13 protein-coding genes are annotated in these 11896 nt (G+C 69.1%); 6 read left to right on the plus strand and 7 right to left on the minus strand.

Annotation, left to right across the window (positions count from 1 at the left end; all coding sequences use genetic code 11):
- Window positions 1-36 precede the first annotated feature (36 nt).
- Complete coding sequence (secB, locus tag AC1RN5_RS16380; RefSeq protein ID WP_421933722.1) at window positions 37-534, plus strand: protein-export chaperone SecB; 498 nt, start codon at window positions 37-39, stop codon at window positions 532-534.
- Window positions 535-701: 167 nt separating this feature from the next.
- On the opposite strand, the gene dnaQ is transcribed toward secB, so the two are convergent.
- The 5 genes from dnaQ to AC1RN5_RS16405 all read right to left on the minus strand — a co-directional run bounded on the left by dnaQ (window position 702) and on the right by AC1RN5_RS16405 (window position 4428).
- Window positions 702-1409, minus strand: coding sequence for a DNA polymerase III subunit epsilon (gene dnaQ / locus AC1RN5_RS16385; protein ID WP_493042212.1), 708 nt, complete (start codon window positions 1407-1409; stop codon window positions 702-704).
- A 107-nt stretch (window positions 1410-1516) separates the two neighbouring features.
- Window positions 1517-2134: a dephospho-CoA kinase gene (gene coaE, locus AC1RN5_RS16390; RefSeq protein ID WP_493042213.1), complete on the minus strand. Its 618-nt coding sequence runs from the start codon at window positions 2132-2134 to the stop codon at window positions 1517-1519.
- A gap of 4 nt (window positions 2135-2138) precedes the next feature.
- Entirely contained in the window at window positions 2139-2990 is an 852-nt protein-coding gene (gene aroE, locus AC1RN5_RS16395; protein WP_493042214.1) for a shikimate dehydrogenase, read from the minus strand.
- Complete coding sequence (locus tag AC1RN5_RS16400) at window positions 2987-3583, minus strand: Maf family protein (protein WP_493042215.1); 597 nt, start codon at window positions 3581-3583, stop codon at window positions 2987-2989. The genes aroE and AC1RN5_RS16400 overlap by 4 nt, the downstream gene beginning before the upstream one ends.
- Complete coding sequence (locus AC1RN5_RS16405; RefSeq protein WP_493042216.1) at window positions 3580-4428, minus strand: pyruvate, water dikinase regulatory protein; 849 nt, start codon at window positions 4426-4428, stop codon at window positions 3580-3582. Before AC1RN5_RS16405 ends, AC1RN5_RS16400 begins: the two co-directional genes overlap by 4 nt.
- Before the next feature lie 523 nt (window positions 4429-4951).
- Here AC1RN5_RS16405 and hemE point away from each other — a divergent pair.
- The 5 genes from hemE to AC1RN5_RS16430 all read left to right on the plus strand — a co-directional run bounded on the left by hemE (window position 4952) and on the right by AC1RN5_RS16430 (window position 10180).
- Window positions 4952-5983, plus strand: coding sequence for a uroporphyrinogen decarboxylase (hemE, locus tag AC1RN5_RS16410; RefSeq protein WP_493042217.1), 1032 nt, complete (start codon window positions 4952-4954; stop codon window positions 5981-5983).
- The gene (gene hemH / locus AC1RN5_RS16415) at window positions 5980-7017 is read left to right on the plus strand and encodes a ferrochelatase (RefSeq protein ID WP_493042218.1); all 1038 of its coding nucleotides are present in this window, start codon (window positions 5980-5982) and stop codon (window positions 7015-7017) included. The genes hemE and hemH overlap by 4 nt, the downstream gene beginning before the upstream one ends.
- A 79-nt stretch (window positions 7018-7096) precedes the next feature.
- Complete coding sequence (locus tag AC1RN5_RS16420; protein ID WP_493042219.1) at window positions 7097-7549, plus strand: CopD family protein; 453 nt, start codon at window positions 7097-7099, stop codon at window positions 7547-7549.
- A gap of 256 nt (window positions 7550-7805) precedes the next feature.
- Window positions 7806-9215: a transcription termination factor Rho gene (gene rho, locus AC1RN5_RS16425; protein WP_493042220.1), complete on the plus strand. Its 1410-nt coding sequence runs from the start codon at window positions 7806-7808 to the stop codon at window positions 9213-9215.
- 179 nt (window positions 9216-9394) lie between these two features.
- Window positions 9395-10180 (plus strand): class I SAM-dependent methyltransferase, encoded by a 786-nt coding sequence (locus AC1RN5_RS16430; protein ID WP_493042221.1) that lies wholly within the window; start codon window positions 9395-9397, stop codon window positions 10178-10180.
- Window positions 10181-10204: 24 nt separating this feature from the next.
- On the opposite strand, the gene AC1RN5_RS16435 is transcribed toward AC1RN5_RS16430, so the two are convergent.
- Together AC1RN5_RS16435 and AC1RN5_RS16440 are read right to left on the minus strand one after the other, a co-directional pair.
- Window positions 10205-11176 (minus strand): quinone oxidoreductase family protein, encoded by a 972-nt coding sequence (locus AC1RN5_RS16435; protein ID WP_493042222.1) that lies wholly within the window; start codon window positions 11174-11176, stop codon window positions 10205-10207.
- Window positions 11177-11186: 10 nt separating this feature from the next.
- Entirely contained in the window at window positions 11187-11885 is a 699-nt protein-coding gene (locus AC1RN5_RS16440; protein WP_493042223.1) for a dienelactone hydrolase family protein, read from the minus strand.
- Between the last annotated feature and the right edge of the window lie 11 nt (window positions 11886-11896).

Genomic DNA, 11896 nt, shown 5'->3' on the forward strand with positions numbered 1-11896 from the left:
CGTGAACCAGTCCTTAAAGCACGGAATCTTCGCCACATGAGCGACACTGACGCGGCCGGCCAGGAAAACGGCGCCGATATCGGCCTGACCGACCCGGGAATCCGGATTCTCGCCCAGTTCATCCGCGATCTCAGCTTCGAGAACCCGCGGGCCCCCGACAGTCTGCGCGCCGGGACCACCCAGCCCAGCATCGACATGGGCGTGGAGATGAACGCCCGTGGCCGCGACGACGGCTATTTCGAGGTGGACCTGAAACTCTCAGCCCGCGCGACCCGCGACGACGGCCCGGTCTTCCACGTCGAGCTGCTCTATGGCGGCGTCTTCGAGATCGCCGGGGTTCCCCCCGAGGAGCTGGAGCCGGTGCTGCTGGTGGAATGCCCGCGTTTCCTGTTCCCCTTCGCCCGCCGGGTGATCGCCGATGTGACCTCGGACGGCGGCTTCCCGCCCTTCCTGCTCGACCCGATCGACTTCGCCGGCGTCTACGCGGCCCGCAAGGCCCAGGCCGACGGCGCGGGCCAGGTCGGCAACGCGTAAGAGCCTCTCACGAGGCCTGACCGCTTCCCCTCCTCTCCCGCTTGCGGGAGAGGGTAGGGTGAGGGCTCTTCCTGAAGCTCAGCTGTAATTCCGAGGCCGAGACGCGCAGCCTGCTGCGCGCGCCTCACCCAACCTCTCCCCCTGAAGGGGGCGAGGAGGTCGGCCCATTACAGCCCGAACCGCGTCCAGAGCTCGTCGTTCTTGAGCACCTCGCGGATGAAGGCCGCGTGGATTTCACGCTCGGCCTCCGTGGACCGCGCCGCCAGGGGCCGCGGCCGCGCGCCATAGGTCGAGGGGTTGGCCACGGCGTAGGCGGCGGTGTCCATGGCCTGGGTGGTGAGCTCCAGGCTCCGCTCGCGGCCGCCCTTCAGCTCCAGATAGACCGCCGCCAGCAGGCGGGCGTCGATCAGCGCCCCGTGCTTTTCCCGTTCCGACAGCGAGATCTTGAAGCGCTTGCAGAGCGCGTCCAGGGAATTGGCCATGCCGGGGAAGCGCTTGCGCGCGAGCGCCAGGGTGTCGATCCACCGCGGCTCCTCCAGGATGGTCAGGCCGCAGACCCCCAGCTCGTGATTGATGAAGGCCCGATCGAAGGTGGCGTTGTGGGCGATCAGCGGCGCGTCGCCGACGAACTCCAGGAAGGCGTGGCTGACCTCCGGGTGGGCGAACTTGGGCTTGCCCTTCAGGAAGGCGCCCGACAGGCCGTGCACCCGTTCGGCGTCCGGCGGCATGTCGCGCTCGGGATCGATATAGACGTGGAAGTGCCGCCCGGTGGGCAGGAAATCCTCGATCTCCAGGCAGGCGATCTCCACCAGCCGGTGGCCGAGGTGCGGCTCGAAGCCGGTGGTCTCGGTGTCGAGGACGATCTCGCGGGCCATGGCCCTAGATGACCCGCTTCGAAGGCCGATTCAACAGCGCCTCAGGTCGCAGGGCGTTTTTGCTGGGGAGCGTGACGGGCGCCGAAACCGGCGTCCACTTTCGGCCGTCACGCTCCGCGTCTCTGGGGACGGCGCGCCGGATCGCGCAGGGCCGCGATGATCTCGGCGACCTGGGCCCGGGCGTGGTCGAGGCCCTGGCCGGTATCCACCACGAAGTCGGCCCGCTTGCGTTTCTCGCTGTCGTGCAGCTGGCGCCTCAGGATGTCGTCCAGGCGCTCGGCGGTCCAGCCGGGGCGGGCCAGGACCCGGGCGCGCTGCTGATCCTCGGGCGCCGAGGCCACCACCACGGCGTCCATGTTCCGGTCGCCGCCAGTCTCGAACAGCAGGGGGATGTCCAGCACCACCATGTCGGCGCCGGCCGCCTGGGCGCGCTGGAAGAAGGCGCCGCGATCGGCGCCCACCAGGGGGTGGACGATGGCGTTCAGCCGGGCCATGGCCGCGTCGTCCCCCAGCACCCGCTGGCGCAGGGCCTCGCGGTCGACGGCCCCGTCCTTGGTGACACCGGGAAAGGCCGCCTCCAGGGGTTCGACCGCCGCCCCGCCCTTCACATAGAGGTCGGCCACCACCGCGTCGGCGTCATAGACCGGGATGCCGGCCTCGCGGAACATGGCCGCGGTGGTCGACTTGCCCATCCCGATGGAGCCGGTCAGTCCGATATTGAGCATGGCGTCAGAGTCCCAGGGCTTGGATGGCCAGGGCCCGGACGTCGATCCCGTCCGGCGGCGCCTGGCCGAAGAAGGCGCGGAAGGCGGGGATGGCCTGGCCGATCAGCATCTCCAGCCCGTCCACCGTGGGCCGGCCCAGAGCCCGGGCCTCGGCCAGGAACGGGGTGAGCAGGGGCTTGTAGACCATGTCCATCACCACGCAGGCGGCGGGCGTCGCGGCGATCGGCACGTCCAGGCTGCCCGAGCCGCTCAGGCCCGCCGAGGTGGCGTTGATCAGGGCGCCGACGCCTTCGAAGGCCTGCTCGGCCTGGTCCAGGCCATAGGCGCGCACCGTGGGGCCGAGGTCGGCGGCGATCTCTCGCGCCCGGGCGACCGTGCGGTTGAGGATGCGGATATCGGTGGCCCCGGCGCTGAGGAAGGCGGCGGCCGCGCCGCGGGCCGCGCCCCCGGCCCCCAGGATCGCCACCGGCGCCGCGGCCGGGTCGAAGCCGGGCGCCTGGATGGCGAAGGCGGCCAGCAGGCCCAGGCCGTCGGTATTGTCGGCGAAGACCGTCCCCTCGGGTCCGAAGACCAGGACGTTGGCCGCCTGCGCCAGGCGCGCCCGCTCGCTGACCTCGTCGGCCAGGGTGAGGGCCACGGTCTTGAAGGGCACGGTGACGTTCAGGCCCGACAGGGAGCCGCCGCGCAGGCCGTTGATGAAGCTCGCGAAATTCTCGGGAAAGACGTTGAAGGGCACATAGACCCCGTCGATCCCCGCCGCCGCCAGCCAGGCGTTGTGGAGGGTCGGGCTGAGCGTATGGGCCACCGGATGGCCCACCACGCCCGCCACCTTGGTGGCGCCGGTGATCTTGGTCATGCCGCCAGGGCCCCGTGTTTGCGCAGCAGGTCCAGCAGGCCCAGCAGAGGCAGGCCGAGGATGGCGAAATAGTCGCCCTCGATCTTCGAGAACAGTTGCGAGCCGTGGCTCTCCAGCCGGTAGCAGCCCACCGAGCCCAGGGCCTCCTCCCCTTCGGCCAGCAGATAGGCCTCCAGGAAGTCGTCGGAGAAGTCGCGCATGGTCAGGGTGCAGGTGGCCACCTCGCGCCAGATCGGCGCGCCGTCCCTGGCCACCACCACCGCCGAGTGCAGCTGGTGCGGCTTGCCCCGCAGCAGCTTCAGGCGGGCGCGGGCGTCCTCCACCGTCTCGGCCTTGTCATAGAGCCCGCCCTCGAACTCCAGGGTCTGGTCGGCGCCGATCACGAAGCCGGGGCGGGAGCGCGAGATCTTCACCGCCTTCAGTTCGGCCAGGGCGTCGGCCACCTCGCGGGGGGTTCCCCCCTGGCCGAGCAGGGCGGTCTTCACCGCGTCCTCGTCCACCCCGGAGACGGCGGTCTCGAAGGTCACGCCGGCGCCCTTAAGGACGGCGGTGCGGGCGGCGCTCTTGGAGGCCAGGATGATCGGGGCGCTCATCCCAGCACCTCGATCTGGCCGTGGCCCCCGTGCAGCAGGTTGAGCACCGAGGCGGCGGTCTCCTCGACGCTGCGGCGGGTGACGTCGATCACCGGCCACTCCATCTTCTCATACAGACGGCGGGCCAGGACCGTCTCTTCGCGGACCGCCTCGATGTCGATATAGCTGCTCTCCCGGTCTTCCTTCAGGCTGAGCAGGCGGTTGCGGCGGATCTGGATCAGCCGGTCGGGCGAGATGGTCAGGCCGACGATCAGGGCGTTCTTCAGGGTCATCAGCTTCTCGGGCGGCGGCCGCCCCGGCACCAGGGGCACATTGGCCGCCCGGACCCCCCGGTGGGCCAGATAGATGCAGGTCGGGGTCTTGGAGGTGCGCGAGACCCCCACCAGCACCACGTCGGCCTGGTCCAGGTCCTGGCCGCCCTGGCCGTCATCGTGGCCGATGGCGTAGTTCAGGGCGTCCATGCGGTTGAAATAGTCGTTGTCCAGGGCGTGCTGCACCCCCACGCGCCGGGTCAGGGCCGCGCCCAGATAGCGCGACAGGGCCGAGACCAGGGGATCGAGGGCAGGGATGCAGGCCATGTCCAGCTTGCGGCACCCCTCCTCCAGAGCGGCGCGGAGCTCGTCGTCGACGATGGTGTGGATCACCACGCCGGGGGCGGCCTCGATGTCGGTCAGCGCCCGCTCCAGCTGCCGGGGCGAGCGCACCAGGGCGTAGATGTGCTCGATGGGCAGGACGTTCTCGAACCGGGCGCAGACCGCGCGGGCCATGGCGTTCAGGGTCTCGCCGGTGGAGTCGGAGACCAGATGCACATGGAAGTAGGTGGCGAAGCGCGAGGCGGTGGTCATGGACCCTTGGGGTTCGAGGGGCGGGGCGGAAGAAATATCTGGGGACAGCTGTGTCGACACCTTCTTAGCGAAGCCGCGCGCGCTTGGGGATAGCTGCGGCCAAATCGCGCTGTTCCCGCGGGGCCGGTGGAGAACGGGGATGAAAGGCCCGGTTTGAGTCCGTCTCGCACCCCGGTCATCCCTGCGGCGTGGGGGATGTGAATCCCGCCCAGGGTCGGGCTGCGGATGACCGGCGTTCGTTCAGGCCTCCGGTCCCGAAGGGGTTAATGAATCGTTAAGCCCGCTCAAGCGGTTAAGACTTCGTTAACACAATCCACAGCCCCGCTTTTCACGGCGGGAGGAAGGGGCTCTGACCTGGGGAAAGGGAGTCGAGGAGGGGGTGCGACATCGGAGGTTTCCCCCGTGATCGACAGGCCTACCGCTACCTCTTCAATCCAGATTCTAAATCTTAGATAGGTAGAAGGCAGGCGGGGCCGAACGGACGGGCTTGAGCCGGAGAGGGGAAGGCGATTTAAGGCTCCCCATGCCGAACAGCTCAACACCGCGTCTGCTCCGGGCCCTGGCCGGAGAAACCCTGGACCGCCCGCCGGTCTGGTTCATGCGTCAGGCGGGCCGCTCCCTGCCCGAGTACCGGGAGCTGCGGACCCGCGCCAAGGACTTCATCGCCTTCTGCCACGATCCGGAAATGGCCGCGGAGGCGACGATGCAGCCCATGCGCCGCTTCCCCCTGGATGCGGCCATCGTCTTCGCCGACATCCTGCTGATCCCCCAGGCGCTCGGCCAGGAGGTCTGGTTCGAGGCCGGCGAAGGCCCCCGCCTCGGCCCCTTGCCGGAGATCGAAGCCCTGGCCGACCAGATCGAGGCCTCCACCGGGCGGCTGTCGGCCATCGGCGAGACCCTGACTCGCGTGCGGGCCGAGCTGGAGCCCGACCGCGCCCTGATCGGTTTCGCCGGCGCCCCCTGGACCGTGGCCACCTACATGATCGAGGGCCGCGGCTCCGACCGCTCCGGCGCGCGGACCTATGCCTACCAGAACCCGGAGAAGCTCGACCGCCTGCTGGAGGTGCTGGTGGAGTCCACCGCCCGCTACCTGGTGATGCAGGCCAAGTCCGGCGCCCAGGTGCTGAAACTGTTCGAGAGCTGGGCGGAGGGTCTGGCCGAGGACGTCTTCGAACGCATCGTCATCAAGCCGCACACCGCCATCATCGAGAAGGTGCGGGCCGCCGGGATCGACACCCCCTTCATCGGCTTCCCGCGCGGGGCTGGCGCCCTGGTGGAGAACTACGCCGCCCGGGTCCCGGTCAACTGCGTGGCCCTGGACACCCAGGCCACCGCGGTGCTGGGCCAGAAGATCCAGGACAGCGGCAAGACCATCCAGGGCGCCCTGGACAACCTGCTGCTGCGGGCCGGTGGCCCGGCCCTCGACGCCCGGGTCGACGCCCTGATCGAGCAGTGGAACTCCGGCCCCTATATCTTCAACCTGGGTCACGGGGTCCTGCCCGACACCCCCATTGAGCATATCGAGCGCACGATCCGCCGGGTGACCGGAAAGTGACCCGCGTTGCGGTGGTGTTGTTCAACCTCGGCGGACCGGACGGACCCGAGGCGGTGCGGCCGTTCCTCTACAACCTGTTCAAGGACCCGGCGATCATCGGGGCCCCGGCCATCGTGCGCTATCCCCTGGCGGCCCTGATCTCCTCGCGGCGCGAGACGTCGGCCCAGGCCAACTACGCGATCATGGGGGGCGGCTCGCCCCTGTTGCCGGAGACCCAGGCCCAGGCCGGCGCCCTGGATACGGCCCTGGCGGCCGCGGCGCCCGAGATCACCGCCAAGACCTTCGTCGCCATGCGCTACTGGAAGCCCTTCGCCGACGAGACGGCCAAGGCTGTGGCGGCCTTCAATCCCGACGAGATCGTGCTGCTGCCCCTCTATCCGCAGTACTCGACGACCACGACGGGCTCGTCCCTGCAGGACTGGGCCAAGGCCTATAAGGGCCCCGGTCGGACCCGCACGGTCTGCTGCTATCCCACCGCCGAGGGCCTGATCGAGGCCCATGCCCAGCGCATCCGCGACACCTGGGAGGAGGCCGGCAGGCCCGGGGACATCCGGCTGCTGTTCTCCGCCCACGGCCTGCCGGAGAAGGTGATCGCGGGCGGCGACCCCTACCAGGCCCAGGTGGAGGCCACGGCCGCGGCGGTGGCCGCCCGGGTGCCGGAGCTCACCGACTGGCGGGTCTGTTATCAGAGCCGGGTCGGGCCGCTGAAATGGATCGGTCCGTCGACAGTGGACGAGATCCACGTGGCCGGGGAACAGGGGGTCGGGCTGCTGATCACCCCCATCGCCTTCGTCTCCGAGCACATCGAGACCTTGGTGGAGCTGGACCACGAATATGCCGAGCTGGCCATGCAGCAGGGGGTCGCCCCCTATCTGCGCGCCCCGGCGCTCGGGGTGGAGCAGGTGTTCATCGACAGCTTGGCCGCGACGGTGACCCGGTCCCTGGGCCGGGCCGGCGGCGCGGCGCCGGAGGGGGAATGGCTTTGCCCGTCCGGCTATGGCAAATGCGGCCGGACGCAGGGCGTGACAGCCTGAAGTGGCTACCGGTTCAGGCGCCCGTCACGGCCTAAAATCAAGAGAGCGAGCCTGAAAGGCTCGCCAAGGGAGTTTCGGCGTGAACTACGACCTGCTGCGCGGCCTGCACATCCTCTCGGTGATCGCCTGGATGGCCGGCATGATGTACCTGCCCCGCCTGTTCGCCTACCACGCCGCCGCGCCGGTGGGCGGGGAGATGGACAAGACCTTCCAGACCATGGAGCTCAAGCTCTACCGGATCATCATGGGCCCGGCCATGGTGGCGACCTGGGTCTTCGGCCTGGCGCTGATCTATGTGGACGCCACCCAGATCCGCGGCGGCTGGGACTTCCTGCAGACCCCCTGGATGATCACCAAGCTGGCGGGGATTGTCTTCATGACCGCTTGGCACCATGTGTTGGGGGCGGCCCGCAAGAAGTTCGTCGCCGGGACCAACACCCGCACCCCCCGCTTCTGGAAGATGACCAACGAACTGCCCTTCATCGCGGCCATCATCATGGTCATCGCGGTGACGACGGAGTTCGGGAGCTAGCCTCCATTCTCCGTCATCCTTGACCCGAACCGCGTGATGTGGTTCCGCTGGGCCCACATGGCGTCGCCCAATCTGCGAAGTCATGCCCCGCCTCTCTCCGGCGACGCGCGCTTTCCCAAGACTTAGAGCTGCTGCGTCCCGGCCCCTGAACACCCCCGGCGAGTCCCAAGGCCCGCCATAGACGTTTCAAGTTTGCTCGACGCCCGAGGACTGTCTCAAGTCCTGGGCGCGCCGAGCCGTATCAAGGCGATACCCCATGTCTGAAGAAAACATCTCCGACACCCTCGACGCCGAAGACTCCGCCCTCGACCAGGCGATGGACGCCCAGGTCGCGGCCGCCCAGGAGACCAGCGACGACGACGACGACAACGAACTCTCCGCGGCCATCGCCGCGCTGGGCATCACCCGGATGTCCCTCCAGGAGCTGAAGGACAAGTCGCCGGTCGACCTGCTGGCCTTCGCCGAGAAGCTGGAGATCGAGAACGCCAACTCCATGCGCAAGCAGGACATGATGTTCGCGATCCTCAAGACCCTGGCAGAGGAAGGCATCGAGATCTCCGGCTCCGGCACCCTGGAAGTGGTGTCCGACGGCTTCGGCTTCCTGCGCTCGCCGGAAGCCAACTACCTGCCCGGCCCCGACGACATCTATGTCAGCCCCTCGCAGATCCGGAAGTTCGGCCTGCGCACCGGCGACACCGTCGACGGCGCCATCCGCGCCCCCCGCGAGGGCGAGCGCTATTTCGCGCTGATCAAGGTCGATCTGACCAATTTCGAGAACCCCGAGAACGTCCGCCACAAGGTCCTGTTCGACAACCTGACCCCGCTCTATCCCGACGAGCGGCTGAAGATGGAGATCGAGGACCCGACCCTGAAGGACCGCTCGGGCCGGCTGATCGACATCGTCGCCCCGCTCGGCAAGGGTCAGCGCTGCCTGATCGTCGCCCCGCCGCGGGTGGGTAAGACGGTGATGCTGCAGAACATCGCCAAGTCCATCGCGGTGAACCACCCCGAGTGCTACCTGATCGTGCTGCTGATCGACGAGCGGCCCGAGGAAGTCACCGACATGCAGCGCACCGTGCGCGGCGAGGTGATCTCGTCCACCTTCGACGAACCCGCCACCCGCCACGTCCAGGTCGCCGAGATGGTGATCGAGAAGGCCAAGCGCCTGGTGGAGCACAAGCGCGACGTCATCATCCTGCTGGACTCCGTCACCCGCCTGGGCCGCGCCTACAACACCGTGGTCCCGTCCTCGGGCAAGGTGCTGACCGGTGGTGTGGACGCCAACGCCCTGCAGCGCCCCAAGCGCTTCTTCGGCGCGGCGCGCAACATCGAGGAGGGCGGCTCGCTCACCATCATCTCCACGGCCCTGATCGACACCGGCAGCCGGATGGACGAGGTGATCTTCGAAGAGTTCAAGGGCACGGGTAACTCGGAAATCATCCTGGACCGCAAGGTCGCCGACAAGCGCATCTTCCCGGCCATCGACGTGCTGAAGTCCGGCACGCGGAAGGAAGAGCTGATCACCCCGAAGGACCAGCTGCAGAAGACCTATGTCCTGCGCCGCATCCTCAACCCCATGGGGGCCCAGGACGCCATCGAGTTCCTGTTGGACAAGCTGCGCCAGAACAAGAACAACGACGAATTCTTCCAGTCGATGAACACCTGATCCAGATGGTGGCGGTGGCCGCGGCCTCCGCCTAATCTACGCCCGTTCAGACGGGGGTGGAGGATGATCAGGGTCTATGGGTCGGAGCGGTCGCGTCGCACGCTCGCGGCGCTGGGCGCGGTCCATGAGGTCGTCTCGCTGATGGCGCCGCAGGCCTGTCAGCGCGCCGACGCCGTCCCGTGACCGAGAGCTACATCATCGCCGGCGGGGTGGCCGGGGCCGCGCGGCTGTCGGTCCTGTCCCAGGCCATGGCGGAGGCCACCGGCTCCCTGCTGGACATGATGGACATCGCGCCGGACGCCCGCATCCTCGACGCCGGCTGCGGCGGCGGCGACGTCACCCGCCACCTGGCCGGCCGCACCACGGGGCCGGTGATCGGCCTGGACCTGGACGCGGTGAAGATCTCCATGGCCGGGCAGGACGCCCCCGCCAACGCCGCGTTCCACGTGGGGGGCTTCGAGCGGGCCGAGGAGCTGGGGCCTTTCGACGTCATCTATGCCCGCTTCCTGCTCTCCCATCTCACCGAGCCGGCCGCCGCCGTCGCGGTCTTCGCGCGGGCGCTGAAGCCCGGCGGCCTGCTGGTGGTGGAGGACGTGGAGTTCTCGGCCCATCTGTGCGAGCCCAGCCGGCTCAGCTTCCGCCACTATGTGCAATGGTATGTGGGCTCGGCCCACCGCCGCGGGGCCGATCCGGAGATCGGGCCCAAGCTGCCCGGCCTGCTGGGACGCGGCGGATTCCGCAATGTGGACGCCCGCCTGGTCCAGCCGGCCGGCCTCACCGGCCCGGTGAAGGCCATGGCCGCCCTCACCCTGGCTGGAATCGCTGAAGCCGTTGAAATGATGGGTGTTTCACGTGAAACCCTGATCGACGACATCGCCGACCTGGTCCGGGCCCGCGACGACCCGACCGTGTTCATGAGCCTGCCGCGGATCACCCAGGCCTGGGGGTGGAAGCCGGGGGACTGAGGCGCCCCAGCCTCTCCCCGCCCCTCACGGAATCAGCAGACTCGCGCCCACCGTGTCGCGGCCCTCCATGGCCTCGTGGGCGCGGCGGGCCTCGGCGAGGGGGAAGGTCTGGCCGATCTCGATCTTCACCTGGCCGGACTTGATCACCTCGAACAGGGCGCCGGCGCTGGCGTCCAGCTCGGCGGTGGTGAGCAGATAGTCGCCCATGGTGGGGCGGGTGAGGAAGACCGAGCCGGCCTGCATCAGGCGGGCCGGCGCGATCGCCGGCGGCGGGCCCGAGGCGTTGCCGAAGCTGACGAACAGGCCGCGCTTGGCCAGGCTCCCCAAGGTGCCCTCGAAGGTGGCGGCGCCCACCGAGTCATAGGCCACCGGCACGCCCTTGCCGCCGGTGATCCTGCGCACCTCGGCGGCGACGTCGGCGTCGCGGTAGAGGATGACGTGGTCGGCGCCCAGGGCCCGGGCGCGCTCGGCCTTGTCCGCCGAGCCGGCGGTGGCGATCACCGTGGCGCCCAGGGCCTTGGCCCACTGGACCAGTATGGAGCCCACACCTCCCGCCGCGGCGTGAACGAGTATGGTCTCGCCGGCCTTCACTTCGTGGCAGCGGCGCAGCAGGAACTCCGCCGTCATCCCCTTGAGCAGGGCGCCGGCCGCCACCTGGGCGTCGATCCCGGCCGGGGGCTTCACGGCGCGCTCGGCGTTCACCGCGTGGACCTCGGCATAGGCGCCGATCGGCCCCGAGGCGTAGGCGGCCAGATCGCCGACGGAAAGGCGGGTCACCCCCTCCCCCACCGCCTCGACGATCCCCGCGCCCTCCATGCCCAGGCCCGAGGGCAGCTTCAGGGGATAGAGGCCCGAGCGGTGATAGGTGTCGATGAAGTTCAGCCCGATGGCCTGGTTGCGCACCAGGATCTGGCCGGGCCCCGCCACCGGGGCCGGAATTTCGACGAGCTTGAGAACCTCAGGACCGCCCGTGGCCTCGATCTGGATGGCGCGCATGTCGGAAATCCTAGGCCAGGTGCTGCTGGAAGAAGGCGAGGCTGCGGCCGTTGGCGTGGCGGGCCGCGTCGGCGTCATAGTGCTCGCCGCCGTGGCGGGCGAAGGCGTGGTCGCAGCCGGGATAGGTGTGGATGGTCACCTGGGCGTGGTTCTTCAGGGCCTGGAGGATGACGGCCTGGGCCTCCTTGGGGACGAACTGGTCCTCCTCGGCGATGTGCAGCATCAGGGGCCGCTCCAGCTTCTCGACCTCTCCGACCCGGCTCTCGATGCCGACCCCGTAATAGCCGACGCTGGCGTCGGCGTCGGTGCGGGTGGCGGTGAGGAAGGCCAGCAGGCCGCCGAGGCAGTAGCCCACCGCCCCCACCTTCCCCGAGCAGCCGGGATCGGCGCGGATGTGGTCGATGACCGCCTGGATGTCCTTCACGCCGAGGTCCGGATCGAAGGCGTTGAACAGTTCGAAGGCCTTCTTCCACTCGGCCTCGGACTTGTCGGTGATGTCGATCCCCGGCTCGATCCGCCAGAACAGGTCGGGGCAGATGGCCAGGTAGCCCTGGGCGGCCAGGCCGTCGGCGATCTCGCGCATGACGGCGTTGACCCCGAAGATCTCCTGGATGACCACGATGGCTGGAGCCTTGGCCGCCGCGGGCCGCGCCACATAGGCCGTGAATTGGCCGTCTTCGGTGGTGAGCGTGATGGTCTCGCCGGACATGGAGCCTCCCT

Source organism: Phenylobacterium sp. GW821-FHT12F10, assembly GCF_058806695.1.

Bases quoted from the DNA above. Each gene is read 5' to 3' on its own strand.
- rho (WP_493042220.1), top strand. From the start codon at position 7,806: ATGTCTGAAGAAAACATCTCCGACACCCTCGACGCCGAAGACTCCGCC.
- AC1RN5_RS16405 (WP_493042216.1), bottom strand. From the start codon at position 4,428: ATGACCACCGCCTCGCGCTTCGCCACCTACTTCCATGTGCATCTGGTC.
- hemE (WP_493042217.1), top strand. From the start codon at position 4,952: ATGCCGAACAGCTCAACACCGCGTCTGCTCCGGGCCCTGGCCGGAGAA.
- secB (WP_421933722.1), top strand. From the start codon at position 37: ATGAGCGACACTGACGCGGCCGGCCAGGAAAACGGCGCCGATATCGGC.
- AC1RN5_RS16400 (WP_493042215.1), bottom strand. From the start codon at position 3,583: ATGAGCGCCCCGATCATCCTGGCCTCCAAGAGCGCCGCCCGCACCGCC.
- dnaQ (WP_493042212.1), bottom strand. From the start codon at position 1,409: ATGGCCCGCGAGATCGTCCTCGACACCGAGACCACCGGCTTCGAGCCG.
- AC1RN5_RS16435 (WP_493042222.1), bottom strand. From the start codon at position 11,176: ATGCGCGCCATCCAGATCGAGGCCACGGGCGGTCCTGAGGTTCTCAAG.
- coaE (WP_493042213.1), bottom strand. From the start codon at position 2,134: ATGCTCAATATCGGACTGACCGGCTCCATCGGGATGGGCAAGTCGACC.
- AC1RN5_RS16440 (WP_493042223.1), bottom strand. From the start codon at position 11,885: ATGTCCGGCGAGACCATCACGCTCACCACCGAAGACGGCCAATTCACG.
- aroE (WP_493042214.1), bottom strand. From the start codon at position 2,990: ATGACCAAGATCACCGGCGCCACCAAGGTGGCGGGCGTGGTGGGCCAT.